Raw genomic sequence first — 26,132 nt, 5'->3', positions numbered from 1 at the left:
CGGTGATGTGGAACCCGGACGTATCCGACGATCGGCGGCCTTGTCGTACCCGACAGGCACAATCAGCTCACAACCATCAATCCGAAACCGCACAGGCCAGGACGTCACCCCGATGAAATTTCGAGGCCAGGGCCGGAGGAACGGACGGTACGGGTACGGCGGGGGAGGACGCGGCGGTCATCGGAGGTTCCTTCTGTCGTTCGAGATCGACTGGGCGATCAGGTAGAGCCCGAGTACGAGAGCGGAGATGACGAACAGTGGTCCGAGCGAGAACCACGGATTGGTCTCCAGGTAGTTGTTTCCGGCGGCGATGAGGCCGCCGAGCGACGGAGTCGGTGGGACGACGCCGATCCCCAGATAGCCCAGCGCACCTTCGATGAAGACCCCGAGCGACAGCGACAGCGCGAACTGCACGCCGAGCGCCTCCACCGAGTTCGGCAGCACATGCCGCAGCAGGATCCGTCCGGTCCCGGCGCCGCTGACCCGCGCTGCTTCGACATACGGCTGCTCGCGTACTCGCAGTACCGAGGTCCGCACCAGTCGGCCGAAGACGGGGATCTCGGCGACCGCGATGACGATGCCGACCGTGAGCGCGCCGGGACCCAGGATCGCGGCCAGCGCGATGCCGAGGATCAGCGCCGGGAAAGCGAGGATCACGTCGAAGACGCGCTGCGCGACGCTGTCGGCGAGCGGCACGGTGACCGACACAAGCCCGACGAGCGTGCCGAGGGCGGCACCGATGGGGACGGCGATGAGAATGATGAGCAGGTCCACGCGGATGCCGACGAGCGTGCGTGCGAGGACGTCGCGGTTCACGTCGTCGGTGCCGAACCAGTGATCGGCGCTGGGCGCAAGCAGATACGCACCCTCGATCTGCTGGTCGGCGCCGTGCGAGAGGAAAAGGGGACCGAATACCCCGGCGGCGACGACAGCGAGGACGAGAACGGTCCCGACGAGGCCGGAGCCGCGTAGGAGGCTCCGGTAGAGCGGCAGCCGCGCGCGTGTCTCGTCACGGTCTGCGGGTGCCTCCGGCAGCAGTCCCGGACCGACGGGCAGGGCTTCGCCGGACGAACTGGATGGTGGCTGCGGTATCAGCACCCCGGGCCTGGGGTCGGATGGTCGGGCGTCGGAAGAACGAGTCACTGTGCACCTGCCAGTCGGATTCGAGGGTCGAGCCAGGCGTGTACGACGTCGGCGGCGAGCTGAATCAGCACGAACGCGGTGACCGACAGGAGCACGAGCACCTGGACGAGGGGGTAGTCGCGGGCGGAGATGCCCTCTTCGGTGAGCAACCCGAGCCCCGGCCAACCGAAGATCGATTCGACGAGCACCGCCCCGCCGAGCAATGCGCCGACGATCAGACCGAAAGCGGTGACGGTGGACGGCAGCGCGTTGCGCAGAGCGTGCTTGAGGACGACATCACGACGGGTCGCGCCGGTGGCGATCGCAGTGGTGGCGTACGGCTGTGCGAGTTCGGTCCGCAGGGCTTCGGTGAGGAACCGCGCCAGCATCGCCCCGGCGGGAAGCCCGAGGGTGAGGGCGGGCAACAGCAGATACTGCGCGGTGATCCCGAGGTCGTCGGTGAGTCCGTTGGGCGGGGTGCCGCCTGCGGGCAGTACTCGCCAGCGGATGCCGAAGAGGGCGATCAGGACAGTGCCGACCACGAAGGTGGGCAACGCTATCGCGACCGCGTTGATCCCGGTGAGGACCGCGTTGAGTACCCGTCCTCGCCAGATCACGGCGCTCAGCGACAACGCCAGCCCGAGGCTCACCGCCACCGCGGTCGCAGCCGCGGTCAGCACGAGGGTGTTGGTGAGGCCGAAGGAGATCAGATCGCCGATGTCGCCGCCCACCTGGTAGCTGGTTCCGAAGTCGAGGGTGACCAGGGCGCTGATCCATGCCCAGTACTGACTGAAGAAACCACGGTCGAGTCCGAGGTCATGACGGATGGCGGCGAGTTGCTCCGGCCCGGCGTCGGGACCCGCCAGAGCCGATTCCGGACCTCCGGGGATGAGCCGGAGCACGGCGAACACGAGCAGAGAGGCGGCCAGCAGAACGACGACGGCCGTCGGAATCCGGCGAATGAGATATCTGGTCATGGTCAGGACCTCCGATCAGAGGTGGCGAGGCTGGTGTGATCGAAATGGAGCTGGTCGCGGCGGTCCCAGTCGACGCCGTGGACCGTCGGCGCCGCGGTCACGCTCGAGATGACGACACCGATCTCGATCAGGAAGAGGTCGTCGAGCCAGACACGGTCGAGTCGGCGGTAGGCGTCCAGAGCCTGCGGAGACGCCGGATCGGCGATCTTCCAGGCGGCGTCGGCCGCCGACGAGTACTCGGCGCTCGAGTAGTTCGAGGAGTTCTTGGCTGCGTTGAACGGATACGCCGAGACCGCCAGCGTCGACGGTGTGAACTGTGCGAAGGCATGCTGCAGTATCCACAGCCCGGAGAACTGACCGCCGATCAGTTTGGTGGCCTGCACGGTCCGGTCATTGGGAACGAGATTCGCGGTGATCCCGACCTCGCGCAGGTTCGACTGGATGATCTCCGCAACGATCCGGTCCGAGCCGCCGGTGGTGTAGTCGAGGTCGATCGGCGGGACCGGCCCGGCCTCACGCAGGAGGTCGCGGGCCCGCTGGAGATCCCGGCGATAGGTACGGTTGCCCGACTCGTCGTAGGCGGGCGAGGTCCGGGGCCACGGCAGATTCACCGGATATCCGGAGCCGCGATAGACGTCCTTGATGATCCGATCCCTGTCGACCGCGTAGGCGATGGCGCGACGCACCCGGGGGTCGCCGAGCGCTGGGTTGGCCACATTGACGCCCACATACACCTGGGACTCGCCGCCGGTGAGCTGAATGTCGCTGAAGCCGTAACGGCGCGTGGCGATCTGGTGGTCGCTGTCGGTCAGTCCGCTGGCCACGTCGAGCTGTCCGGTGCGCAGCCGGGTGTAGAGCGACTTGGGATCGCGGGCTTCGACGAAGGTGACGGCGTCGAGCGGCGCCGCCCCGCCCCAGTACCCGGTGTTGCGGACCAGACGCACCGAGGAGTTCGGCGTCCACGAGTCGAACCGGAACGGGCCGGTGCCGTTGAACGACTTGCCGGCCTTGAGCTCATCGATCTTGGATCCGTCGAGGACGGGCGCGGAGTCGAGCAGGTCGAAGACGTTGCCCGTGGGGTGCGCGAACGTCAGCACGATGCGGTGGGGATCGCTGACGTCGTACGAGGTGATGGCGGCCGCGGTGCGCTTGAACTGCGGTGTCCACGGACCGCCCAGGTACGCCTGGAGCGACGCGCGAACGTCTGTCGAGGTGAACGGGCGCCCGTCGTGGAAGCGGACGTGCTCGCGCAGATTCAGCGTCAGTGTCTTGCCGTCCGGTGCCGTGCTCCACGGGGTCGCCAGTGAGGGCCGCGGCGTGAGGGTGGCGTGGTCGTAGGTGATCAGAGTGTCGTACACGTTCGCGAGAACGTGGCCGTTGACGCTGCCGGTACCGATCTGCAGGAAGGTCTTGGGCGAGAGGTCGCCGAGTACTCCCACGCGCAGATCACCGCCGGCCGCGACGGGGCCGGACGTCGCGGTGGTCTGCTGCGCCTCGACCGCGCTGCGGCAACCACCGAGGCCGAGCACGACGACGACGGTCAGGGCGAGCACCCACGGTTTTCGCGAGCGCGGAATCGGGAACATGCGAAGGTCTGCTTTCTCGAAGAGGACGGTGATCGCGGAAATGCGCGACTTCGAGGAATCATTCGCGGGTGGCGGCCGAATGTAATCGGTTGCGTTCAGCCCGAATCTAAACTTTGACCACAGATCGGAGAGTGAGGCATCTTCGCGCAAGCGCCGAAACGCTGATTCGGCGAATAACACGAACAGGAAGCAGGCAGATGTCCGGCAACGACGGCAATTCAATTCCCGCTCATGCGCGAGGTTACGAGGATTTCGGCGGCGCAGTCGGCCGCACCACCTCGGTGTCGACGCCGTGGTGGCCGCCCGAGCCCGAACCGCCGGCCGGCGCGCCGAACATCGTCGTGGTCTTGGTCGACGATCTCGGATACTCCGATGTCGGTCCCTTCGGCGCCGAGATCCCGACGCCGAACATCGACCGGCTCGCGCGGAGCGGGTTCCGGCTGAGCAACTACCACACCACACCGGTGTGCTCACCGGCGCGTGCGGCGCTGCTGACCGGCGTCAATCCGCACCGTGCGGGCTACGGCAGCGTCGCCAACTCCGACCCCGGCTTCCCCGGGCTGCGCCTGGAACTGGCCGACGACGTGCTCACGCTGCCGGAGATACTGCGGGAGTCCGGGTACGCCACCTTCGCTGTCGGCAAGTGGCATCTGGTGCGGGACGCCGACATGAGCCCGGGGCGATCGCGGAAGTCGTGGCCCCTGCAGCGCGGCTTCGACAGCTACTACGGTTCGCTGGAGGGCTTGAACTCGTTCTTCAACCCGAATCAGCTGATCGCCGACAACTCGGTGGTCGACGTCGACGAGTATCCCGACGGGTACTACGTCACCGACGATCTCACGGACCGGGCGATCGACCAGATCACAGCGTTGCGCGCACACGACTCGGACAAGCCCTTCTTCCTGTACTTCGCGCACATCGCGATGCATGGACCGCACCAGGCGAAAGCCGACGACCTGGCTCGTCACCGCGGCAGGTACGCCGAAGGCTGGGACGAGGTGCGCCGCAAACGCTTCGCGCGACAGATCGCCGACGGTCTGTTCGACCCCGGCACGCCGATCGCCGAGCGCAACACCGAACCCGGCTACGACGCGCCGTGCTGGGACGACTTGAACGACGACGAGAAGCGCCGCTACCAGCGTTACCAGGAGGTGTACGCGGCGCTCGTCGACAGCGTCGACCAGAGCGTCGGGCGGCTCATCGGCCTACTCGAGGATCTCGGTGAGCTCGAGGACACGATCATCGTGTTCACCTCCGACAACGGTGGCACCGCAGAGGGCGGGGCCACCGGAACACGGTCGTACTTCAGCCAGTTCGTGCACGGTCCGGTGCCCGATGACTGGGAGCGCGACGTGCCGCACGACGAGGAGCTGATCGGCTCGGCCGACCTCGGCGTTCATTATCCGCGCGGCTGGGGCCAGGCGTCCAACACCCCCTTCCGCTTCTACAAGGGGCAGACCTTCGCAGGCGGCGTGCGGGTGCCGTTCGTGATGTCGTGGCCGAGCGGGCTGCCGCGGACCGAGGGAGACAACGGCGTCCGGCGGCAGTTCTCGTACGTCACCGACCTCGCGCCGACTCTGCTGGAGCTGGCCGGCGTGCCGACTCCCGCGACACGTCAGGGCGTGCCCGCGGTGGAACGGGACGGCGTCAGCATCGCCGAGGTGCTCCGCGACCCGGCGGCGTCCTCGCCGCACATCGAGCAGTACGCGGAGTTCGGGGGCCATCGCGGTTTCTATCGTGACGGCTGGAAGCTGTTGTCGCTGCACGACCACCGCCCTGACCACGTCGACGCACCCCGCTGGCAGCTGTACGACGTGCGCACCGACCCCGCGGAGACGAACGACGTGGCCGCGGAACATCCCGACCTCGTGGCGGAACTGGCGCGAGCATGGGACGCCGCGGCCTGGCACAACACGGTGTTCCCGCTCTTCGACACCGCGGACGCACCGCAGCGGCGACGCCCGGCCGAGGACCGCCGGTACGCATCGCCGGTCCGGATCCTGGCCGGGACGCCGACGCTCGAACGGTACCGGTCGAGTCGGCTCATCGCCTACCGAGACTTCGACGTGATCGTCGAACTGCGGGGCTGGTCGGCCGAGGACGAAGGGGTGCTGGTCGCGCACGGCGACCAGCAGGGCGGCTACCTGCTGGCGGTGGAGGACGGGCGGCTGACGTTCACCTTCAATTCCTACGGCCGGATCCAGCGGGTCACCGGTGCTCTGCCGCCCGGAACGGACACCGTCACCCTCCGGGCGGCCGCGACACCGCGGGTGAGGTGGGACTTCACCGTGCTCGCCTCGGCCTCAGGCGATGAGACGGTGGTCGCGTCCCTGCCCGATGCGGTGCAACTGGTCGGAATGGCGCCGTGGACCGGGATCTCGGTGGGTCGCGACGCACGCGGCGCCGTCGACCCGCAGCTGCGCCGCCGTCGCGGCGTCTTCCGTGCCGGTCCCGCCCTGGTGGCCGTCACCTACCGGCCGGGCCCGGTGCGGGTCCCCGAAGACGTGCGGCGAGAGATCGACGATCACGCCGCCGACCACGCGGATTGAGGCTCTGCGTCCTTTCGATCAGGGTGAGTGAATATCTCGCGGCAGGTCGAGCCGACTGATTTCATTGAATTACCGAATCGGTATCTCATCAATCAGTTCCTCACTCACAGGCGAAGCATCGGCATTCGCCGATTCAGTGATGAATTCACACCATTCCAACCACATTCTTCGAGAGGGATCTCGCTATGACCGTCACGTCCATCTCCAATCGCGCCGACCGCGAAGAGGCCGCGCGAAAGATCTATTCCGAAGCAGGCATCACCGTCGACCGACTCGGCGAGAACATCGGCGCCAGAATCGGCGGAGTGCGCCTGGGCGGGGAGTTGCCCGCCGAACAGGTCGAGGCGATCCGCCTCGCCCTCGCCGCGAACAAGGTGGTCGTCTTCACCGACCAGCATCATCTCGACGACGACGGTCAGTACGCGTTCGCCGAACTGCTCGGCGATCCGACTCTTCCGCACCCCACGGTCACCTCCCGCGGTTCGCAGCTGTTGACGATCGAAGGCGCCGCCAACAGCTGGCATACGGACGTCTCCTTCGTCGACCGCGTCCCGAAGGCGTCCATCCTGCGTGCGGTGACGCTGCCGGCGTGGGGCGGAGCCACCACCTGGGCCTCGACCGTGGCGGCCTACGAGCAACTGCCCGCGCCGCTGCGGGCGCTGGTCGACGGGCTGTGGGCCAAGCACACCAACTTCTACGACTACGTGACCGCCGAACACGACGGCGGTGACGAGGAGACGCGCCGTCGCGCCGACCACTACCGCGAGTTCACGAGCGCCGCGTACGAGACGCTCCATCCGGTGGTGCGGGTGCATCCGGAGACCGGGGAGCGGAGTCTGCTGCTCGGACATTTCGTCAAGGAGTTCCCGGCGCTAAAGCCCGCCGAGTTCGGTCCGCTGTACCAGCTGCTGCAGAACCGAATCACCCGGCTCGAGAACACCTTCCGGTGGAATTGGAGTCTCGGCGATGTGGCGATCTGGGACAACCGTGCCACGCAGCACTACGGCATCGCCGACTTCGGCGGGCAGAAGCGGGAACTGCACCGGATCACGCTCGCCGGCGACGTCCCGGTGAGCATCGACGGCGAGAGCAGCCGGATCATCGCCGGCGACGCATCGCACTACTCGGTGGTGGAGGAGCCGCGCCGGTTGGGCGTATACGCGGCGTGACCTACGCTGCGTGACCTACGCGGCGGCGGCCCGGCACTGCGGTGTCGGGCCGCCTCGGGCTCACCGCGGCCGGGGTCCGACCGCCGTCTCACTACTCTCCCGCGCAAAAGAACGCCCACATCACGCCGAATCGGTCGAACACCTGGCCGTACCATCCGCCCCAGGGCGCGCGGGCGAAGGGCATGGCCTCGCGGCCGCCGCCCTCGACCAACCGCTGGAGGTAGGTGCGCGCCTGGTCCGGAGTGTCCGTCGTGTAGAGCAGCGAGTAGGCCGTTCCCTGCACGGCGTAGTCGTGACCGTCCGGCATCGCGTCGGCGCCGGCGATGATGCCTGCGTCCGTCACCAGAGTCGCGTGCGCTACCGCCTGCGGGTCGGGGTCGAAGGGCATTCCGGGCATCGGGTTGTCTCCGTAGCGGAGGATCTGGAGCTCCCCTCCGAAGACGTCGTGCCAGTGCTGCATTGCCTCGGCTGTGGTGCCGGGCAATGCGATGTACGTTGCGATCGACTCTGCCATGTCTCGCTCCTTCGGGGCCGGTGGTCTCTGTAGTATGCGCGCACCTCGAGGGCGCGGGGGAGGTGTCCGGCCGACCTGGCTCATACCGCGGCCCGTGAGTGAAACCGGACTCTTTCCGCGCCGGAGGCTAACGCGTGGTGCGTCGTCGACGACACTCTGGATAGGGAGTGAGCCTACTGCGGGCTCGGAGTGGAAAGGACAGACATGCCGACGAGTCGCCAACGACGCAAGACCCCGCGAACGATGCTCGCGCGTGTCGTCGGCAACTGGCGCCGTGTTCCCCGGGAGCTGTCTGAGCAGCGAGAACGTCTCGTCACTCAGCAGGAGCTCACGGAGTTGAAACTCGCACGCTGATTCCGCCCAGCTCGACCACGTCGCCGTCGCGCAGCTGACGGCCGCGGCGGATCTCCGGCCGGCCGTTGACCGTGACCAGCCCGTCGGCGATCACCGCCTTGGCGTCGGCCCCGGACTCGATCAGGTTCGCAAGCTTCAGGAACTGCCCGAGTCGGATGTTGTCATCCCGGATTTCGATCTGATCCACTCCTGCATTGTGCCGCGCGTCCTTCTCCGTCGGCCGGGCGCCCGGATAATTTGAAGGCATGCCAGAACTGGAGAACGGATCCCGTGACGCGATGCCGAGTGCGGCGACGCGGGAGGCGAGTCGACACGCGACCGCCAATCGTCGATCGTCCGCGATCGTCCGGCGCATCTCCAATCCCAGCGGCTTCGGCCGGCGGATACCGCGGATCGCGGGGACCGTCGTGGGGTTGCTCGCGACCGTCTCACTGCTGTCGACGCTGATCCCGCCGTTCCGGCATCTGATCCGCATTCCGCGGATGTTCGTCGACGACTACCTGTTCCCCATGCCCAGCACCAGCCTCGCGTGGACGGTGGTTCTGGGGCTGCTCGCGGTGTCGCTGTCGCTGCGCAAACGTGTGGCGTGGTGGATCACGGTCGCCTACTTATCGCTCTACACCGTGCTGAACCTGCTGGTGGTCCTGGTCGCCGCGTCGGACCCGGGCTGGGCGGACGAGTGGCGGCAGTCGGTGAGCGGTCTGATCGTCAACATCGCGCTGATGGTCGTGCTGATCGCGGGCTACCGGCAGTTCAACACCCGTGTCCGGCGCGGCGCCCTCCGGTGGGCGGCGGTGGTGCTGGTCGGCGGACTGGCCGCCGGAACCCTCGCCGGCTGGGCGCTGCTCAGCGTCGCACCCGGTACCGTGGCACCGAACGAACGGCTGCCGTACGCCTTCAACCACGTGGTCGCCTTCGCGACCATCGATGTGAAACCCTTCGCGAATCATCACGCGCCCTGGATGGTGAACTGGCTGCTCGGTCTGTTCGGGGCGCTCGCGCTGATCTGTGCGGCCGTCGTGCTGTTCCGGTCGCAGCGGCTCAGCTCGCTCATGACCGCTGAGGACGAACGCTTGGTGCGTGCGCTTGTGGACGCCTACGGCGACGAGGACTCGCTCGGCTACTTCTCGACGCGGCGCGACAAGGCGGTCGTCTTCTCCCCCGACGGACGTGCGGCGATCACCTATCGAGTGGAGATGTCGACAGCGCTCGCCGGCGGCGATCCCGTGGGCGATCCGGACTCCTGGACCGAGGCCATCGCCGAGTTCTTCGCGCTCTGCGAGACCTATGGGTGGCATCCGGCAGTGCTCGGCGCCAGCACCAGGGGAGCCGAAGTCCTGCACGCTGCCGGCCTCGACGCAATCAACCTCGGCGACGAGGCGATCCTGAACGCGGCCGACTTCAGCCTGTCCGGGCCCACCATGAAGGGTGTGCGGGGGTCGGTGTCGCGGGTCAGACGGCTCGGTGTGACCGTCCGGATGCGGCGCATGAGCGAACTGCCGTGGGCCGAGGTGGAAGGAGTGGTCCGGCGCGCCGACGAATGGCGCGACACCGAGCAGGAGCGCGGCTTCGCGATGGCGCTGGGCCGGGTGGGTGACCCGGCGGACGGCGATGCACTGCTCGTCGAGGCGGTGGAGGCCGAGGGCACCGCCGACGAGAAGGTCATCGGCATGCTGTCGTTCGTTCCCTGGGGCCGCAGCGGTGTCTCGCTGGACCTGATGCGGCGCGACCGCAACGGCCCGAACGGCGTGGTGGAGACCATGGTGTCCGAGCTGGCGCAGAACGCCGAGTCGGTCGGCGTCACGAAGATCTCCCTCAACTTCGCCACTTTCCGAGACGTCTTCGAGCACGGGCCGCAGGTGGGGGCCCGACCGGTGCTGCGGCTGGTGTACGCGGTGCTGAAGTTCTTCTCGAAGTTCTTCCAGATGGAGTCGCTGTACAAGTCGAATGCGAAGTATCAGCCCCGGTGGAAGCCGCGCTACATCTGCTACGAAGACGCCAAGGTGATTCCACGCGTCGCTCTGGCCGCGATGGTCGCCGAGGGATTCGTCCAGCTTCCCGGCAAGCACTGGCGGGCCAGGCACTATCGGAGCGGTGCGTCGTCGGTCCCGGACGGCATCGACGTCGACGAACTGGTCGCCGAACTCGAATCGGAGTCGCGGACCCGAGGGATCGCCGAGGTGCGTCGGCCCGAACAGGTGCGCGTGCGGCTGGACAAGCTGGAGCGGCTGATCGACGACGGAGTGGACCCGTACCCGGTGGCGCAACCGCCCACGCACACCGTGGCCCAGGCCGCGGCCGCGTCGCTCGGGACCGTGGTGCGCATCGCCGGAAGGCTCACGCGCAAACGCGACTTCGGTCGAGTCACGTTTGCCGACGTGCACGACCAGAGCGGCGAGATCCAGATCCTCGTGGAACCCGCGGCGATGGGGGAGCACTCGCTCGACTTCGCGTCCACCGTGGATCTGGGAGACCTCGTCGATATCACCGGAACCATCGGGACCAGCCGATCGGGCGAGCTGTCGGTGCTCGCGACGCAGTGGCGTCTGAACGGCAAGTGTCTGCACCCGCTTCCGGACAAATGGAGCGGTCTCACCGATCCGGAGGCCCGGGTGCGGCAGCGCTACCTCGACCTGGCGGTCAACGCTCGCAGCCGCGAACTGCTGGCGACCCGCAGCGCCGTGGTCCGCGCCCTCCGCGATCATCTCGCCTTGGAGGGATTCCTGGAGGTGGAGACGCCGATCCTGCAGCAGGTGCACGGAGGGGCGAACGCGACCCCGTTCCGTACGCACATCAACGCCTACGACATGGACCTGTACCTGCGCATCGCCCCCGAACTGTTCCTGAAACGACTGTGCGTGGGAGGCATCGAGAAGGTCTTCGAGATCGGCCGGAACTTCCGCAACGAAGGCGTCGATTTCTCGCACAACCCGGAGTTCACCAGTCTGGAAGCCTATGCGGCACACCATGATTACGAGTCGATGATGACGCTTGCGCGGGAGCTGATCGTCGCAGCGGCCACCGCCGCCAACGGGCGGGCGGTGATCGAGCGCACCGGGGACGGCGGCGTGGAGACGGTCGACATCTCCGGACAGTGGCCGGTGAAGTCCGTTCACGCCGCGGTGTCGGAGGCTGCGGGAGTGCAGATCACTCCGGAGACGGGGGTGGATGAGTTGCGGCACGTGTGCCGCGGGCTCGACATCGCGTTCCGCCCCGATTGGGACGCCGGGCATCTGGTCCTGGAACTGTACGAACACCTGGTGGAGGCACGGACCACGTTCCCGACGTTCTACAAGGACTTCCCGACCTCGACGTCGCCGCTCACCCGCGCACACCGCCTCGTCGACGGCCTCGCGGAGCGCTGGGATCTGGTGGCCTGGGGTGTGGAACTCGGCACCGCCTACACCGAACTGACGGACCCGGTGGAACAGCGCACGAGGCTCACCGAGCAGTCGATCCTGGCGGCGGGCGGTGACTCGGAGGCGATGGAGCTCGACGAGGACTTCCTCACCGCGCTCGAGTACGCGATGCCTCCGACCGGCGGCCTCGGCCTCGGCGTGGACCGCATCGTCATGTTGATCACCGGTCAGTCAATCCGCGAGTCGCTTGCGTTCCCGCTGGCCAAGCCGCACCAATAGACCCCGAAAACTTTGGCTCCCGGAACGGGCTGTGAGACCGGTCCGGGAGCCAAAGTTTTCGAGCGCGTGCGGTCAGACCGCGGCGAGCGACAGCGTGCTGTCTGCCGCGGCCATCACCTCGGGGTCGTGGGTCGCGATGACCGTGATGCAGCCGGACTCGGCGGTCACCTGCTTGATCAGGGCGGTGATGCGGCCGGCCTGGCTGCGGTCCACCGCAGCCGTCGGCTCGTCGATCAGCAGCAGTCGTGGCTCGTGGACCAGGGCGCGTGCGATCGCGACTCGCTGACGCTGGCCGCCGGAGAGTTCATCGGGCCGCTGCTTCTCGTGTCCGGCCAGCCCCACTTCATCGAGCAGGTGCAGGGCGCGGTCGCGGGCCTGCGACGGTCGGCGTCCGGAGATGACGGCCTGGGCCAGCACCTGGTCGAGAACGGTGAGTCCGGGAAACAGGTTGCCGGACTGGAACACGTATCCCACCCGGGTGCGCCGCATCCGGTCGCGGGCGCGGACCGACAGGCCCGTGACCTCGGTGTCGTCGAGGGTGACGCTCCCGCTGTCGGGCTGTCGCAGGATGCCGCACACACCGAGAAGGGTGGACTTGCCCGAGCCCGACGGGCCGACGATGGCCGTGGCCTCACCGGCTCGGAAGGTCGCGTCGAATCCGTCGAGGACGGTGAGACGCTCCTCACCCGAGTGGTATTCGACGCGGACGTCGCGGAGGTCGAGGCTCATCGGGATGCTCCCAGCATGGTCAGGGGATCGGCAGAGACCACCCAGCGGAGGGTGACGGCGGAGCCGACGAGCGATGCCGCGATCACCGCCAGCGTGGTCGTCGCCAGGGACGAGAACGAGAGGTCGAAGGGAACGGCGTCGCCGAGCAACAGGCCGAGCAGATACGCGACCGCCGAGCCGATGATGGTGGAGAGCGCGACGACCACCGCGGCCTGGGCGAGTGCGGAACCGATCAGCGACCAGCGAGACACGCCGAGCGCCCGCTGCAACGCGTACACGCCCTGACGCTGCAGCACCCAGACGGCGAAGAACGCGGCGACGATCAGCGGAGCGATCACGTAGAGGAAGGCGAGGATCGAGTTCATGGTGAGCCGCTCGCCGGAGTAGCCGGGAGCCGCGGCTAGCAGGACGTCCTCGCTCTGCGTGGTGGTGCCGCCGAGCGTATCGGGCGGTGTCCCGCCGACGATGACCACGGCGGCGGCGGTTCCCTGCTGGCGCGGGCCCAGATCGGTGGTGCCGTACCGGATGGTCCGCCAGGTGTCGAGCGAGGTGTACGCGGCGGGGACGTGTCCGTACGAGCGGGCCTCGGAGATACCGACCACCCGCAGTCGGACGTCGCTGTTGTCGATCGCGAGCACGTCGCCGATGCCGACGCCGTCGTCGTGCAGCTTGTCGGAGACGACCACTTCGCCGGGTGCCGGCGTCAGTCGATCACCGCTCTCGGTGTCCGGAGCCAGCGGACCGTCCGGATCGACGCCGAAGACCGCGAGGTCGACCATCGTGCCCTTCTCCGTCTCGCCGTGCGACATGGTGACGCCCATCGGCGCCGCCTCGACGCCGGACTGGAATCGCCAGGCGTCCACGTCTTTCGCCGAGATCACGCTCCGGTTGAAGTCGGAGGTTCCGTCGGCGAAGGCCACGGACTGGGCGTTGAGCGCACGCAGCGCCGACACCGTGTCGTTGCCCAGGCCGATCGTGAAGCCCGACACCATTCCGACCAGGGCCGCGACCAGCGCGACCACCAGGCCGATCATCGCGAAGCGGCCCCAGGCCGCTCGCAGTTCACGCAATGCGATGAACACCATCGCTCCCATCTTAGAGACACTATGTCGCGAAGGACGGTACATGATCGCGACAGGGTGTCCCTAACTGGGCTCAGTCGGAGTCGACGATCGCCTCCGCGGCGCCGCACATGAAGTCGATGACCGACTCCGAGTCCTGTTCCGGACCGACCAGGGCGAGTGAGGAGTCCACGAGCGCCCCGACCGCGGCGATGACCAGGTCGGGGTGCGCGGCGCCGGAACGCGCGACCGCCTCGTGCAGCACGGCTGCGATCTGTCCGTGCAGGTCGGAGATCCGCTCACGGGCCGACTCCGACAGGCCGGCGTGGGCGAGTGACCGCTGCAGAGCGTGCTCGCCGCCGGCCGCGAGTGTGAGGTTGCTGCGCACGTAGGCGACCACGGCGGCGCGCGGGTCGGCAGCGGCGGCGACGTCCGCGCGGACCTGCGACGCCCACTCCTCGAAGCCTCGCGCGACCACCATGTCCACCAGATCGTCGATCGAGGAGACGTAGCGGTAGATGCTGTTCCGGGCGATGCCCGCCTCGGCGGCGACCGAGGCCGCGGTGAGCCGTTCCCGGCTCAGCAGAATCCGCTCGGTTCCGTCGATCAACGCCGACAGCACTGCCTCGCGGTGCTCGGCGAGCGAGTCGGCACTGATCTTCGGCACGTCGGTCGGCCGCCTTTCCGGAAGTGGAGACTCGGGTCGTACGGATAGAACACGCTACCGCCGCCGCGCGGGCCGCCGAAGCCGGTGCCCGAAGCCGGTGCTCACCGGCTGCGGCAGCTGTGACGTAACCGGGCGTTACAGATAAGAGTCCGCCCGCCTAGAATCGATGGCCATGAGCACGTTGAACTTCACCCCGACCGCCGACCTCGTCGACGAGATCGGCGCCGATGTCCGGAGCTGCGACACCCAGTTCACCCAGTACGGCGGGAACCGTGAGTTCGTCGGTACCGTGACCACGGTCCGGTGCTTCCAGGACAACGCGCTGCTCAAGTCGATCCTGTCGGAGCCCAACCCGGGCGGCGTGCTCGTGATCGACGGCGACGCGTCGGTGCACACCGCGCTCGTCGGCGACATCATCGCCGAACTCGGTCGGTCCAACGGCTGGGTGGGAATCATCGCCAACGGCGCTATCCGCGACGCGAAGACCATTGGCGGCATGGCCATCGGCGTCAAGGCGCTCGGGACCAACCCGCGCAAGTCGACGAAGACCGGTGCGGGCGAACGGGACGTGCCGGTGGAGCTCGGCGGCGTCACCTTCAATCCGGGCGACATCGTCTACTCCGACGACGACGGCATCGTCCTCGTCGCGCCCCAAGCCTGACCGCAGGCCACAGAACTCTAGGAGCACATCATGCCGAAGCCCGCACCCGCATACTTCCAGCGTCTGGCCGCGCTGGCCGCGATCGACAACCCGGCCGACCGCCCGACCCGGCCGGTGCTCGAGGCCTACAGCGGCGTCGAGATGGCGACCGTGCCAGTGGGCACCGCCGAGGATCTCGAGTTGGCCGTGGCCCGCGCCCGCGCAGCTCAGAGCGCATGGGGCGATCGTTCGGCCGCCGACCGGGCCAAGGTGATCAACCGCTTCTCCGAGCTGGTCAACGACCACGCCGAGGAGCTCATGGACATCGCGCAGGCCGAGACCGGCAAGGCGCGGATCTATGCGCAGGAAGAGGTCATCGACGTCGCGCTGACCGCCCGCTTCTACGCGCAGCACGGTCCGAAGATGCTTGCCGATCGCAAGGTGCAGGGCATGCTTCCGGGCGCGACCGACACTCGGGTCCGCTACCAGCCCAAGGGCGTCGTCGGCGTCATCAGCCCGTGGAACTACCCGCTGACGCTGGCGGTCTCCGACGCGGTGGCCGCGCTCATCGCGGGCAACGCCGTCGTCATCAAGCCCGACAGCAACACCCCGTACTGCTGCCTCGCGCTGGCTGAACTCCTGTACCAGGCGGGACTCCCGCGCGAGCTGTACGCGGTGGTGCCCGGTCCGGGCTCGGTGGTCGGGCAGGCGATCGTCGCGCAGACCGACTACGTCATGTTCACCGGATCATCGGCCACCGGGTCGACTCTCGCGGCTCAGGCGGGCAAGCGGCTGATCGGTTTCTCGGCCGAGCTCGGTGGAAAGAATCCGCTGATCATCACCCGCAACGCCGATGTCGACCGGGCCGTCGCCGGTGCCGCCCGCGCGTGCTACTCGAACTCCGGGCAGCTGTGCATCTCGATCGAGCGGATCTACGTCGATCGGGCCATCGCCGACGAGTTCTCGGAGAAGTTCGCCGAGCACGTCAAGGGCATGAACCTGGCGGGCACCTATGACTTCAGCGCCGACATGGGCTCGCTCGCCTCGGCACAGCAGGTCGACACCGTCGACGCGCACGTCACCGACGCCGTCGCCAAGGGCGCCAAGGTGCTCGCCGGCGGACGCAAGCGCGCCGACCTGGGCCCGTTCTTCTACGAGCCGACCGTGCTCGCCGGCGTCACCGAACAGATGACCTGCTACGCGGACGAGACCTTCGGCCCGCTGGTGTCGATCTACCCGGTCGACTCCACCGACGAGGCGATCAAGCGCGCCAACGACACCGAGTACGGTCTCAACGCCAGCGTCTTCGCGGGCAGCAACGACGAAGCGCAGAAGATCGCCGAGCAGATCCACGCGGGCACGGTCAACATCAACGAGGGCTACGCCGCCGCATGGGGTTCCACGGCAGCTCCGATGGGCGGCATGGGCATCTCGGGCATGGGACGCCGACACGGTGAGGAGGGGCTGCTCAAGTACACCGAGCCGCAGACCATCGCCACCCAGCGGTTCATCGGTCTCGACGGCATCCGCGGGATCCCGCAGAGCCTGTACTTGAAGCTGACCCCGCAGATCATCAAGTCGCTCAAGTACCTGCCCGGCCGGTAAGCGAGGGTTCGAGGCCCGGTCGCCTGACCCTCAGGCGGCCAGGGCCGATCGGCCGGGGGCCAGGGACGCCGCCGTGATGCCGAAGTCGGCGAGGTCGGCGGGCAGATCGCCGGTGAGTGCCAGCGACGCTCCGGCGCGCGCGAGCGCCGGAGCCATCTGGATTCCGTAGCCGCCCTGGCCTGCGAACCAGAAGAGGCCGTCGACCGCGGGATCGGGTCCGACCACCGGCGTGCGGTCGGCGGTGAAGCTGCGGAGGCCGGCCCACGACGTCGAGACGCTGCGCACGGCCAGCAGCGTCGCCTCGTTGAGCCGTTCGATCGCGCGGGCGATCTCCAGATCGTCCGGTTTGGCGTCCGAGGGCGGCTGCGGTGTCTCCTCCGCGGGGGAACACAAGAAGCCTGCGCCGTCGGGTTTGAAGTAGAAGTCCTCGTTCGCCGACATCGTCATGGTGCGGCGCGCCGCGATGGAGCGGGCAGGGGTCTCCCGCGGGTCGGGAACCATGAACGCGGTCCGGCGGAGCGGAGCGATGCCGATCGGGGCGGCGCCGAACATGCCCGCGACTTCGTCGCACCACGCCCCCGCCGCGTTGACCACGGTGCGGGCGCGCAGTTCGTCGCCGGCCGCATCGCGCAGCACCCAGGACGACCGCTCGCGGCGGGCTTCGACGATGCCCGCCGACTTGAGCACGGTGCCGCCCCGGCGCCGGAGCCCGCGCAGAAAGCCCTGGTGCAGGCCGTGAACGTCGAGTTCCAGCGAACCGTAGTCGACCATCGCGAGGTCGGTGTAACCCGACCGGAGCATCGGATTCAGCTGTTCCGCCGCGTTCCCGTCGACCAGCTCGATGGTCTGGCTGCGTGGACTCACCGTCTCGTACAGGGCGCGAAGTCCGTCGACCTCGGTCTCCTCGGCGACGATCAGCAACGGCAGTTCGGCCACCAGCGGGCCGTCGACGATGTCGGGCGGCGCGACGAAGAAGTCGCGGCTGGCCCGGGTTAGCGCACGCACGGTGGCGTTGCCGTAGCTCTCCAGGAAGGTCGCGGCCGAACGGCCGGTGGTGTGGTAGGCCAGCGTCGATTCACGTTCGACGAGGGCGACCGATCGGTGGGCGGCCAGTTCGTACGCGATCGAGACGCCGGCGATTCCGCCGCCGACGACGATTGTGTCGAAGTCGGCGGCGGTGATCGAAGCGGTGTTGTCCATGGGGCTTCCCCTCGGCAGGTCGAAGAGGCGAGATGTGTCCTCCCCTCCGAGGGTAGGCACGAGATGTGATCCACGTCTTGGTCATCAGCACGAATCGGTAGGCCGCAGATCGGTGAGATCCACAAACCGACCAGTCGGAGAGGTCAGTCGGGCGGACGTCCGCCGGCGAGGCGCTCGATCAGCGGAAGGGTCCGATACCCGATCGCCTCGTGCATCACCACCGATACCGTCGTCCGTTCCACTCCCGGAACGGCCAGCACATGTCCGGCGATCCGGTAGAGATCGTCGGCGTCGGCGGCGACCACCAGCAGCTGCAGATCGGCGATGCCGGAGACGCCTACGGCTTCGAGTACTTCGGGAATCCCGTCGAGCGAGTCCAGCACCTGCTCCAGGCGATGCTGGTCGACCACCACGGCGATATAGGCGCGCAGGGGGAAGCCGAGGTCGCGCGGATGCACGCGACGGTCGAAAGGGGCCAGCACGCCTTCGGTCTCCCACCGCCCGATCCGCGCCTGGACGGTGTTGCGCGCCATGTCGACCAGTCCCGCCAACTGCACGCCGGTGGCGCGCGGGAACTCGCACAGAGCACGGAGAATCTTCGCGTCGGTTCGGTCCAGCCTGGCCATAGCGCACAGTATCGCTCGTCGAACGGTGCTGATGTTGGGCATTCTGATCAATTTCCCCGATGGACCTTGCGCAGGCTGCAATCTACTGAGACGGTGGCCACACGGACCAGGAAGCGTGCGATCCACGCGGACGTCCCGAAGGAGGCAGTCGTGTCCGACATCGACGAAATCGTTCAACTCGTCACCATCACCGGCGAGCGGCACATCCATCCCGACTTCTCGACCTACGTCGACGACATCGACATGGCCGAACTGCGGAGACTCTACGAGGACATGGTCGTCGTCCGACGCATCGACGCCGAGGCCACGGCGCTGCAACGCCAGGGGCAGCTCGGTCTGTGGGCGCCGCTGCTCGGGCAGGAGGCCGCTCAGATCGGTTCGGCCCGAGCGCTCGACGCCGAGGACTTCGTCTTCCCGAGCTACCGAGAACACGGCGTCGCCTACTGCCGCGGCGTGGCGCTCGAGGAGATGATGCCGTTCTGGCGCGGCACGTCACTGTCCGGCTGGGATCCGCACGAGCACAACATCGCGACTCCGGCGATCATCATCGGGGCGCAGACCCTGCACGCCGCGGGCTACGGGATGGGACTGAACCTCGAGGGTGCGGGCAGCGCGGTCATCACCTACTTCGGCGACGGCGCCACCAGCCAGGGCGATGTCTCGGAGGCGATGGGCTTCGCGGCGAGCTTCGCCGCGCCGGTGGTCTTCTTCTGCCAGAACAACCAGTGGGCCATCTCCGAGCCGGTGACCCTGCAGAGCAAGACGCCGATCGTCAACCGCGGCCGCGGCTACGGGATGCCGACCGTGCGGGTGGACGGAAACGACGTGCTGGCCGTGCTGGCGGTCACCCGGGCGGCTCTGGAACTGGCGCGAGAGGGCGGCGGCCCCACCTTCATCGAAGCGGTCACCTACCGCCGCGGACCGCACACCACGTCCGACGATCCCACCCGCTACCGCACCGCGGCCGATGATGCCGAGTGGATCCGGCGCGACCCGATCGAGCGCATCCGCCTGCTGCTCGAGGCCGCGGGTGCGCTGTCGGACGAGGACGCGAAGCTGATCGGTGAGCACGCCGACGCCGCGGCCGCCGAACTCCGGCGGGGATGCCTCGCGCTGGACGACCCGCCTGCGCTGTCGATCTTCGACGACGTGTACGCCGAACCGCACCCGTTGATCGACGCCGAACGGCGCGAGTACGCCGCCTACCTCGACACCCTGGAGGCATGATGACCGCCGCGGCGCCCGCCCCGACTCCACTCGGGAAGGCCGTCACCGCGGGTCTGCGAAAGGCGCTCGCCGACGATCCGAAGGTCGTCCTGATGGGCGAGGACATCGGTCGCCTCGGCGGGGTCTTCCGCATCACCGACGGATTGCAGGAGGAGTTCGGGACCGGCCGGGTCATCGACACCCCGCTCGCCGAGTCCGGCATCATCGGTACAGCGGTCGGGCTCGCCTTCCGCGGCTACCGCCCGGTGTGCGAGATCCAGTTCGACGGCTTCATCTATCCGGGGTTCGATCAGATCGTGTCGCAGGTGGCCAAACTGCACTACCGGACCGCGGGCCATGTCTCGATGCCCATCACCATCCGGGTCCCCTTCGGCGGCGGCATCGGCGCGGTGGAACATCACTCCGAGTCGCCCGAGGGCTACTTCGCGGCGACCGCCGGTCTGCGGGTGGTGACCTGCAGCAACGCGGCAGACGCCTACACGATGATCCAGCAGGCGATCGCCTCAGACGATCCGGTGCTGTTCTTCGAGCCCAAACGGCGCTACTGGGAGAAGGGCGAGACGGACTACCCGGCTCTGGACGCCGATCCGTATCCCCTCCACAAGGCGCGCGTCGCACGTCCCGGCGAGGATGTCACGCTGGTGGCCTACGGGCCGCTGGTCACCACCGCGCTGCAGGCGGCCGCCGTCGCAGAGGACGAGGGACGGTCCGTCGAAGTGGTCGATCTGCGATCGATCTCGCCCCTCGACACGGACACGCTCTCGGCCTCGGTCCGGCGCACCGGCCGGCTGGTGATCGCGCATGAGGCGCCGGTCTTCATGGGCGTCGGCGCCGAGATCGCCGCCCGCGTGATGTCGGAGTGCTTCTACCATCTGGAGGCACCGATCCAGCGGGTCGGCGGGTTCGCGACCCCCTATCCGCCGGCGAAACTCGAACGTCACTTTCTGCCCGACGTCGACCGCATCCTCGCCGCCGTCGACGCGGTACTCCTCGACTGACTCCTGCGGAAGGACCCGGCATGTCCGTCATCTCGACCTTCGATCTGCCCGACCTCGGTGAGGGGCTCACCGACGCCGAACTGGTGCGCTGGGAGGTGACGGTCGGTGACACCGTGGAACTCAACCAGGTGATCGCCGAGGTGGAGACCGCGAAGGCCGCCGTCGAACTGCCGTCGCCGTATGCGGGCACCGTGGTGAAACTGCACGTCCAGGAGGGGGAGACCGTCGACGTCGGCAGCCCGTTCATCGACATCCGGGTCGCCGGCGACGAGGCGGATGCGCCGGAGGCCGATGCCGTCGAGCCGCAGGCACCCGAACCCGTGCTCGTCGGGTACGGCGTCGCGGCGGAGAGCGGCACCCGGAGGCGGCGGAAGCCCGCGCCCGCCTCCGACGCGCGCGACACCGTCGGGGCGGTCGGCCACAGCGCTCCGGAACGACCGCTCGCCGCTCCGCCCGTCCGCAAACTCGCGCGCGAACACGGCGTGGACCTGACGGACGTGCGGCCGACCGGACGCTCGGGCGAAGTGACTCGAGCCGACCTCGACCGGCATCTGACCGCGGTGAAGGCCGGTGCGGTCGACGAGGCAGCGCCGACCGCGGCGGGGGCCGCCGGGCCGGACGAGGAGCGCACCGCGATCCGCGGCGTCCGGCGCCGCACCGCCGAGGCGATGGTGGCGAGCGCGTTCACGGCTCCGCACGTCACCGAGTTCGTGGACGTGGACGTGACGGCGATGACCGAACTCGTCGACGACCTCGCCGCTCACCGACGCTTCTCCGGAGTACGGCTGACACCTCTCGCACTCGTCGCGAAGGCGGCGCTGGTGGCGCTGCGCGGCAACCCGTCGCTCAACTCGACGTGGGACGAGGACGCGCAGGAGATCGTCACCAAGCACTATGTGAACCTCGGGATCGCGGCGGCCACGCCCCGCGGACTGCTGGTCCCCAACATCAAGAACGCCCACACGATGAGCCTGCTGGAACTCGCTCGGGCGCTGGGCGAACTGACGACCGTCGCGAAGGCCGGTGCGACGCCGCCCGCCGACCTGCTCGGCGGCACGTTCTCGATCACCAACGTGGGCGTCTTCGGCGTCGACTCGGGTACGCCGATCATCAACCCGGGTGAGGCGGCGATCCTCTGCTTCGGCGCGGTCCGGCCTCGACCCTGGGAATGGCAGGGTGAGATCGCGTTGCGGCAGGTGACGACCCTCAGCCTCTCCTTCGACCATCGGCTCGTCGACGGCGAGCAGGGCTCGGTCTTCCTGGCGACGGTCGCCGACGCGCTCTCGGACCCGCTGTCGCTGATCGCCCTGAGCTGAGCGGGGTACCGGGCCGGGGCTCGCGGGTCGCGCTACAGGTGCCGGGCGACGTAATCGGCGGCCTGATCGGCCATGCCGTTCACCGAGTACAGCAGGTGCAGCGCGTTCGGGCCGCCGAGCGGTGCGCCGTTGCAGATCGTGTCGCCCTGGATGCAGTACTCGACGGTCCGGTTCCGGTAGACCGCCTGCGGCTGGACCGGGGGAGCGCCTGCCTCGCGGAGGAAGCGCGCCGACGGCGGTGCGAACTCCACTACGGCGGCGATGTGGGGCGCGACGGCCGCGGGCAGGGGTTCGGGCACGTATGTGCGGTACTGCTGATAGCGATCGGGGACCCGGTAGGCCGAACTGATCGCGTATCCGGCGAGTGCGCCGCCCTGCGAGTAGCCACCGATGACGATCCGCGTGTCCGGGCACGCGGCGGCGATCGACTTCACCCGCCGCTGCGCGGTCTTGACTCCGTCGACGAAGGTGCGCGCGAACGCGAGCCGGTCGGTGAAGTTGCCGCTCGCGGCGTAGTCGACGGCTTCGATGCGGACAGACTTACCGGGCAACCGGTTCCTGACGGCGTTGCCGAACGCGATCCCGGTGACGCCCAGCGGGGGAGCCTCCTCGACGGTGCCGCGCGCGAACAGGACGTGCACGTCGACGCACCGCGGTGCCGCGGTCGAGGGGGCGCGGCCGAGGGTCGCGCCGCCGGTCAGCAGACCCGCGGCCGCAACGATCAGGCAGGACAGCAGCGCGAGTACCCGGCGCGTCACGGCTCAGCCCGCCTGGACCGGATGGACGTTGAGCCGCGCCAGCAGATCGTTGTCGATCGCCGTCAACTCGTTGTCGATGGCGCGCTGGGCGTTCTTGCGCTGCTGAGCGGGCATGGTGTCGGCGGCATCGGCAGCGACCTGGAGGTTGTCCAGGCGGCTGGACATCGCCGAGACGAAGGCCTTGCCCTCGGCCGACTGTTCGAGCGCCGCGACCTCGTCCGCGGTGGCGCGACACGCCGCGATGCGCGCCCGCAGCGATGCGCTGGGGCCGCCGTACTGGGTCAGGAGCGCCGGCGACACGCCCGCTCGGCGGGCCTGGACGGCGGTCACCTGGCTGCGGGCGCCGACCGCGGCCCGATACGCGATCGGAACCACGATCGGGGCCGCCATCCGGGCCACCGCGAGGTACCGCTTCATCTTCGCCGGCGTGAAGAACGCCGCGGCGGCGTCGGCCTTCGCCTGTTCGGCTATCGCCTTGGCCTCGGCGGCCGCCGCCTTCTGCTGGGCCTTGCCGGTGGCCTTGACCGTTTTGCGATCCTGTTTCTGCGCCCGCTTGTGGAACTTGTGCTCATCCTTGAGCCGACGCTTCTGCGCCTTGCGGCTCGCGCGGGACTCGGCCTCCGCCTGGACCTCGGCGCGCTTGCGGATCGCCTTCTCCTCCGCCTTGCGAACCTTCGCATCGGCCTTGCGCTGAGCCCTCTTCGAGCTCATAGATGAGAGCAGTCCCATGGCGACCTTCCCGTCGGATACCCGACACCTGCGATCAGTTGTCTCCAGCTTTGCATAGTCTCTGTGGGTAATGAACAACTCGGCCCCCGTGGCCGTGTTGCCGCTCGGAAACGGAAAGTCGAGGCCGATCACGTGGGATCTGCGATTCTCGGTGCGCGGAATCTCACGGGTTGCGAGCACCGGCTGGCGCTCGACTCCGCGGCTGCCGCGGACGGTGTCGCGAAGCCGGAGACCGCCGAGGCGAATCGACGGATCGAGGCAGCTCAGGCGCATCGACGTCACGTGCTCGATCTGATCCGCGGGTTCTGGAGCGACCGTCCGGAGGGAACGGTGGTCGTGGTGGAGGCGGCCGATCACCGAGACCGGGTGGCGGCGACCCGTGCGGCGATGGACCGCGGGGCGCAGTGGATTCTCCAGGCCGCACTGCCGACCGACGTGGAGCGCGGCCGTCGCGGTCACGCCGAGGCGCTGCTGCGGCATGGGGAGGGCTATCTCCCGATCATCGTCGTCAACCACCGTGTCACGACGACGATCGCCGAACCCCGCGAGGGCGAGGTGCCGACGTTGCGGACCAGTCCGTTGTTCGGCTGGCATCCCGAGCCGGATGCGACGCGGTCGTTCCGCAGCCGGCGCGGCGACGTGATGCGGCTGGCGCAGATCGCGGCGATGCTCGACGACCTCGGACGGCTGCACGCCCCGCGGGAGGAGGCGCTCGGCGGACTGATCGGTCTCGACGCCGACTGCATCGTCGTGGTCCCGCTCGGCGAATCGGCCCACGACTACGACGAGACCTTCGATCGCCGCCGGGCGATCGCCGCGGGGGACATCGCGACCTCGCCCCGACGGGTGAGCGAGTGCCGCAGTTGTCACTGGTGGCCGCGATGCGAGGCCGAACTCACCGAGAAACGTGACGTGAGTCTGGTGGTCGGCGGGAACCAGGGGCAGATTCTCCGCGACATCGGGGTCGTCACCATCGATCAGCTCGCCGATTATCGCGGCGCGGAGCCGGCCGAGTGGGTGGGTGCGGTGCGCTTCGACGACACCGTCGTGTCCGCGAAGTGCTGGGTCCGCGACATCCCGCTGGTCCGGCGGCACGACCGCCCGCGCGTCCAGCGGGCCGATGTCGAGGTCGACGTAGACATGGAGAGCTATTCCGAGCGCGGTGCGTACATGTGGGGCACACTCCTGACCGACAACACCGATCCGGCGCGGCCGGTGGCCTATCGTCCGTTCGTCACGTGGGATCCGCTGCCCACGCGCGACGAGGGGCGGTCGTTCGCGCAGTTCTGGGCGTGGCTGACAGCCGAACGCGATGCGGCGCGTGCCGCAGGCAAGACCTTCGCCGCCTACTGCTATTCGCAGCATGCCGAGAACCGGTGGCTGCGCGGCAGCGCCGACCGGTTCGCCGACATGCCGGGTGTTCCGTCGCGGACCGCGGTGGACGCCTTCATCGCATCCCGCGAGTGGGTGGACGTGTTCGAGGCCGTCAACGACAACTTCGTGTGCCCGAAGGGCAAGGGACTCAAGCGCATCGCTCCGGTGGCCGGATTCAACTGGCGCGACGACGAGGCGGGCGGCGAGGCGTCGATGGAGTGGTACGCCGCCGCGGTGGGTCTGGACGGCGCGGTGCGCGACGAGAGTCAGCGCGAGCGTCTGCTTCAGTACAACGAGGACGACGTCCGCGCCACCAAGGTGCTCCGCGAATGGATCGACTCGGACGAAGTGCTCGAGCTTCCGCTGGCCGCCGATCTGTTGGCCGAGAACGCCGGCGGCGGCGTTCTGCCCGGCGGGCGGTGACGGGCCGGCGTTCACCGGCCGGCCCGCCACCGCTGCGCGAGGTCCTCTAGCGCGGAGCCATGCGCAGTGCGCCGTCCATGCGGATGGTCTCGCCGTTGAGGTAGTCGTGGGAGACGATGAACGCCGCGAGGTCGGCGTACTCCGAAGGCTCGCCGAGACGCTGCGGGAACGGGATGCCCGCCTCGAGCGTCTTCTTGAACTCGTCGGTGACGCCGGCGAGCATCGGGGTGTTGATGGTGCCCGGGGCGATGGTGCACACGCGGACGCCGGCTCGAGCGAGGTCGCGGGCGGCGGAGATCGTCATGGCATGCACGGCACCCTTCGAGGCCGTGTAGGCGATCTGCCCGATCTGGCCCTCGAAGGCCGCGACCGACGCGGTGTTGACGATGACGCCGCGAGCGCCGTCGTCGGTGACCGCGGACTCATGCTGCATCCGGTTGGCGGCCAGGCGCATCACGTTGAACGTGCCGACGAGGTTGATGTCGATGACCTTGCGGAAGAGCTCCAGATCGTGCGGGCCCTCCTTGCCGAGGATGCGTGACGCCCAGCCCACGCCCGCGCAGTTGACCGCCGCGCGCAAGGGCAGACCGGCTTCGGCGATCTGATCGATGACGGCCTGGACCTCGGATTCGCTGGTGACGTCGGCGGCCACCAACTGCACGCCCGGGACGGACTCCGCCTTCTCGATCGACTGCGGCAGGTCGATGCCGAAGACGGTCGCTCCCTGCTCGGCGAACCGACGTGCCGTGGCGGCACCCAGGCCGGATGCGGCGCCGGTGACGATGACTGCGGAACCTGTGACGTCCATGGACGAATTCCTTTCAGGCGGGTGCGGCCCGCACCGGACCGGGCACCGTGACGGATTGATCG

General features: G+C 68.6%; 22 protein-coding genes. 9 read left to right on the top strand and 13 right to left on the bottom strand.

The features are described 5' to 3' along the window. Positions 1–177: 177 nt before the first annotated feature. Genes ABFX36_RS17260 through ABFX36_RS17250 form a run of 3 tightly spaced genes read right to left on the bottom strand, consistent with a single transcriptional unit; the run spans position 178 to position 3,685 of the window. A complete protein-coding gene (locus ABFX36_RS17260; RefSeq protein WP_006898116.1) occupies positions 178–1,098 on the bottom strand; it encodes an ABC transporter permease in 921 nt (306 codons plus the stop codon). A gap of 41 nt (positions 1,099–1,139) precedes the next feature. Beyond that, positions 1,140–2,099: an ABC transporter permease gene (locus tag ABFX36_RS17255; protein WP_006898115.1), complete on the bottom strand. Its 960-nt coding sequence runs from the start codon at positions 2,097–2,099 to the stop codon at positions 1,140–1,142. Between the two features lie 2 nt (positions 2,100–2,101). Then, positions 2,102–3,685, bottom strand: coding sequence for an ABC transporter substrate-binding protein (locus tag ABFX36_RS17250; RefSeq protein WP_346077552.1), 1,584 nt, complete (start codon positions 3,683–3,685; stop codon positions 2,102–2,104). Positions 3,686–3,882: 197 nt separating this feature from the next. On the opposite strand from ABFX36_RS17250, the gene ABFX36_RS17245 reads away from it, so the two are divergent. Both ABFX36_RS17245 and ABFX36_RS17240 read left to right on the top strand, forming a co-directional pair. Further along, positions 3,883–6,234: an arylsulfatase gene (locus ABFX36_RS17245; protein WP_278125698.1), complete on the top strand. Its 2,352-nt coding sequence runs from the start codon at positions 3,883–3,885 to the stop codon at positions 6,232–6,234. A 185-nt stretch (positions 6,235–6,419) separates the two neighbouring features. Further along, positions 6,420–7,403, top strand: coding sequence for a TauD/TfdA dioxygenase family protein (locus ABFX36_RS17240; RefSeq protein ID WP_006898112.1), 984 nt, complete (start codon positions 6,420–6,422; stop codon positions 7,401–7,403). Between the two features lie 91 nt (positions 7,404–7,494). On the opposite strand, the gene ABFX36_RS17235 is transcribed toward ABFX36_RS17240, so the two are convergent. Together ABFX36_RS17235 and ABFX36_RS17230 are read right to left on the bottom strand one after the other, a co-directional pair. After that, positions 7,495–7,917, bottom strand: coding sequence for a VOC family protein (locus ABFX36_RS17235; RefSeq protein WP_045538342.1), 423 nt, complete (start codon positions 7,915–7,917; stop codon positions 7,495–7,497). 328 nt (positions 7,918–8,245) lie between these two features. Continuing rightward, positions 8,246–8,518 (bottom strand): RNA-binding S4 domain-containing protein, encoded by a 273-nt coding sequence (locus tag ABFX36_RS17230; RefSeq protein WP_006898109.1) that lies wholly within the window; start codon positions 8,516–8,518, stop codon positions 8,246–8,248. Between ABFX36_RS17230 and lysX the strand changes: the two genes are divergently transcribed. Next, a complete protein-coding gene (gene lysX / locus ABFX36_RS17225; protein WP_346077550.1) occupies positions 8,517–11,909 on the top strand; it encodes a bifunctional lysylphosphatidylglycerol synthetase/lysine--tRNA ligase LysX in 3,393 nt (1,130 codons plus the stop codon). The two genes, ABFX36_RS17230 and lysX, sit on opposite strands and share 2 nt — an antisense overlap. Before the next feature lie 72 nt (positions 11,910–11,981). On the opposite strand, the gene ABFX36_RS17220 is transcribed toward lysX, so the two are convergent. The 3 genes from ABFX36_RS17220 to ABFX36_RS17210 all read right to left on the bottom strand — a co-directional run bounded on the left by ABFX36_RS17220 (position 11,982) and on the right by ABFX36_RS17210 (position 14,366). Next, positions 11,982–12,638 carry an ABC transporter ATP-binding protein gene (locus ABFX36_RS17220; RefSeq protein WP_006898107.1) on the bottom strand — a complete coding sequence of 219 codons (657 nt, stop codon included), beginning with the start codon at positions 12,636–12,638 and terminating at the stop codon, positions 11,982–11,984. Then, positions 12,635–13,723, bottom strand: a complete 1,089-nt coding sequence (locus tag ABFX36_RS17215; protein ID WP_346077555.1) for an FtsX-like permease family protein — start codon at positions 13,721–13,723, stop codon at positions 12,635–12,637. Before ABFX36_RS17215 ends, ABFX36_RS17220 begins: the two co-directional genes overlap by 4 nt. Positions 13,724–13,793: 70 nt before the next feature. Next, positions 13,794–14,366 carry a TetR/AcrR family transcriptional regulator gene (locus ABFX36_RS17210; protein ID WP_006898105.1) on the bottom strand — a complete coding sequence of 191 codons (573 nt, stop codon included), beginning with the start codon at positions 14,364–14,366 and terminating at the stop codon, positions 13,794–13,796. Positions 14,367–14,538: 172 nt separating this feature from the next. Between ABFX36_RS17210 and rraA the strand changes: the two genes are divergently transcribed. Both rraA and ABFX36_RS17200 read left to right on the top strand, forming a co-directional pair. Beyond that, the gene (gene rraA, locus ABFX36_RS17205; protein ID WP_039868113.1) at positions 14,539–15,027 is read left to right on the top strand and encodes a ribonuclease E activity regulator RraA; all 489 of its coding nucleotides are present in this window, start codon (positions 14,539–14,541) and stop codon (positions 15,025–15,027) included. A gap of 30 nt (positions 15,028–15,057) precedes the next feature. Continuing rightward, the gene (locus tag ABFX36_RS17200; RefSeq protein ID WP_006898103.1) at positions 15,058–16,611 is read left to right on the top strand and encodes a succinic semialdehyde dehydrogenase; all 1,554 of its coding nucleotides are present in this window, start codon (positions 15,058–15,060) and stop codon (positions 16,609–16,611) included. A gap of 30 nt (positions 16,612–16,641) precedes the next feature. On the opposite strand, the gene ABFX36_RS17195 is transcribed toward ABFX36_RS17200, so the two are convergent. Both ABFX36_RS17195 and ABFX36_RS17190 read right to left on the bottom strand, forming a co-directional pair. Continuing rightward, positions 16,642–17,811: an NAD(P)/FAD-dependent oxidoreductase gene (locus ABFX36_RS17195; protein ID WP_346077546.1), complete on the bottom strand. Its 1,170-nt coding sequence runs from the start codon at positions 17,809–17,811 to the stop codon at positions 16,642–16,644. Between the two features lie 143 nt (positions 17,812–17,954). Then, positions 17,955–18,437, bottom strand: a complete 483-nt coding sequence (locus ABFX36_RS17190; protein ID WP_006898099.1) for an Lrp/AsnC family transcriptional regulator — start codon at positions 18,435–18,437, stop codon at positions 17,955–17,957. Positions 18,438–18,587: 150 nt separating this feature from the next. On the opposite strand from ABFX36_RS17190, the gene pdhA reads away from it, so the two are divergent. Genes pdhA through ABFX36_RS17175 form a run of 3 tightly spaced genes read left to right on the top strand, consistent with a single transcriptional unit; the run spans position 18,588 to position 21,978 of the window. Next, entirely contained in the window at positions 18,588–19,664 is a 1,077-nt protein-coding gene (gene pdhA, locus ABFX36_RS17185; RefSeq protein ID WP_346077544.1) for a pyruvate dehydrogenase (acetyl-transferring) E1 component subunit alpha, read from the top strand. Next, positions 19,664–20,662 carry an alpha-ketoacid dehydrogenase subunit beta gene (locus tag ABFX36_RS17180; RefSeq protein ID WP_006898097.1) on the top strand — a complete coding sequence of 333 codons (999 nt, stop codon included), beginning with the start codon at positions 19,664–19,666 and terminating at the stop codon, positions 20,660–20,662. The genes pdhA and ABFX36_RS17180 overlap by 1 nt, the downstream gene beginning before the upstream one ends. A 20-nt stretch (positions 20,663–20,682) precedes the next feature. After that, positions 20,683–21,978 carry a dihydrolipoamide acetyltransferase family protein gene (locus tag ABFX36_RS17175; RefSeq protein WP_346077542.1) on the top strand — a complete coding sequence of 432 codons (1,296 nt, stop codon included), beginning with the start codon at positions 20,683–20,685 and terminating at the stop codon, positions 21,976–21,978. 32 nt (positions 21,979–22,010) lie between these two features. Here ABFX36_RS17175 and ABFX36_RS17170 read toward each other — a convergent pair whose 3' ends face one another. Both ABFX36_RS17170 and ABFX36_RS17165 read right to left on the bottom strand, forming a co-directional pair. Further along, a complete protein-coding gene (locus ABFX36_RS17170) occupies positions 22,011–22,736 on the bottom strand; it encodes a cutinase family protein (RefSeq protein WP_006898095.1) in 726 nt (241 codons plus the stop codon). 3 nt (positions 22,737–22,739) lie between these two features. Continuing rightward, positions 22,740–23,465: a DUF6474 family protein gene (locus tag ABFX36_RS17165; protein ID WP_039868111.1), complete on the bottom strand. Its 726-nt coding sequence runs from the start codon at positions 23,463–23,465 to the stop codon at positions 22,740–22,742. Between the two features lie 132 nt (positions 23,466–23,597). Between ABFX36_RS17165 and ABFX36_RS17160 the strand changes: the two genes are divergently transcribed. After that, positions 23,598–25,262, top strand: coding sequence for a TM0106 family RecB-like putative nuclease (locus ABFX36_RS17160; protein ID WP_006898093.1), 1,665 nt, complete (start codon positions 23,598–23,600; stop codon positions 25,260–25,262). 46 nt (positions 25,263–25,308) lie between these two features. Here ABFX36_RS17160 and ABFX36_RS17155 read toward each other — a convergent pair whose 3' ends face one another. Further along, positions 25,309–26,070: an SDR family oxidoreductase gene (locus ABFX36_RS17155; protein WP_006898092.1), complete on the bottom strand. Its 762-nt coding sequence runs from the start codon at positions 26,068–26,070 to the stop codon at positions 25,309–25,311. Positions 26,071–26,132: the final 62 nt, after the last annotated feature.

The organism is Gordonia cholesterolivorans, from assembly GCF_039531975.1.
Lineage (GTDB): Bacteria > Actinomycetota > Actinomycetes > Mycobacteriales > Mycobacteriaceae > Gordonia > Gordonia sihwensis.
This window is presented reverse-complemented; position numbering and strand designations above follow the sequence as displayed.

Excerpts from the sequence above, each read along its gene's own strand:
- ABFX36_RS17255 (WP_006898115.1), bottom strand. The coding sequence starts at position 2,099 with ATGACCAGATATCTCATTCGCCGGATTCCGACGGCCGTCGTCGTTCTG.
- ABFX36_RS17250 (WP_346077552.1), bottom strand. The coding sequence starts at position 3,685 with ATGTTCCCGATTCCGCGCTCGCGAAAACCGTGGGTGCTCGCCCTGACC.
- ABFX36_RS17245 (WP_278125698.1), top strand. The coding sequence starts at position 3,883 with ATGTCCGGCAACGACGGCAATTCAATTCCCGCTCATGCGCGAGGTTAC.
- ABFX36_RS17240 (WP_006898112.1), top strand. The coding sequence starts at position 6,420 with ATGACCGTCACGTCCATCTCCAATCGCGCCGACCGCGAAGAGGCCGCG.
- ABFX36_RS17235 (WP_045538342.1), bottom strand. The coding sequence starts at position 7,917 with ATGGCAGAGTCGATCGCAACGTACATCGCATTGCCCGGCACCACAGCC.
- lysX (WP_346077550.1), top strand. The coding sequence starts at position 8,517 with ATGCCAGAACTGGAGAACGGATCCCGTGACGCGATGCCGAGTGCGGCG.
- ABFX36_RS17230 (WP_006898109.1), bottom strand. The coding sequence starts at position 8,518 with ATGCCTTCAAATTATCCGGGCGCCCGGCCGACGGAGAAGGACGCGCGG.
- ABFX36_RS17220 (WP_006898107.1), bottom strand. The coding sequence starts at position 12,638 with ATGAGCCTCGACCTCCGCGACGTCCGCGTCGAATACCACTCGGGTGAG.
- ABFX36_RS17215 (WP_346077555.1), bottom strand. The coding sequence starts at position 13,723 with ATGGTGTTCATCGCATTGCGTGAACTGCGAGCGGCCTGGGGCCGCTTC.
- rraA (WP_039868113.1), top strand. The coding sequence starts at position 14,539 with ATGAGCACGTTGAACTTCACCCCGACCGCCGACCTCGTCGACGAGATC.
- ABFX36_RS17200 (WP_006898103.1), top strand. The coding sequence starts at position 15,058 with ATGCCGAAGCCCGCACCCGCATACTTCCAGCGTCTGGCCGCGCTGGCC.
- ABFX36_RS17195 (WP_346077546.1), bottom strand. The coding sequence starts at position 17,811 with ATGGACAACACCGCTTCGATCACCGCCGCCGACTTCGACACAATCGTC.
- ABFX36_RS17190 (WP_006898099.1), bottom strand. The coding sequence starts at position 18,437 with ATGGCCAGGCTGGACCGAACCGACGCGAAGATTCTCCGTGCTCTGTGC.
- ABFX36_RS17180 (WP_006898097.1), top strand. The coding sequence starts at position 19,664 with ATGACCGCCGCGGCGCCCGCCCCGACTCCACTCGGGAAGGCCGTCACC.
- ABFX36_RS17175 (WP_346077542.1), top strand. The coding sequence starts at position 20,683 with ATGTCCGTCATCTCGACCTTCGATCTGCCCGACCTCGGTGAGGGGCTC.
- ABFX36_RS17165 (WP_039868111.1), bottom strand. The coding sequence starts at position 23,465 with ATGGGACTGCTCTCATCTATGAGCTCGAAGAGGGCTCAGCGCAAGGCC.
- ABFX36_RS17155 (WP_006898092.1), bottom strand. The coding sequence starts at position 26,070 with ATGGACGTCACAGGTTCCGCAGTCATCGTCACCGGCGCCGCATCCGGC.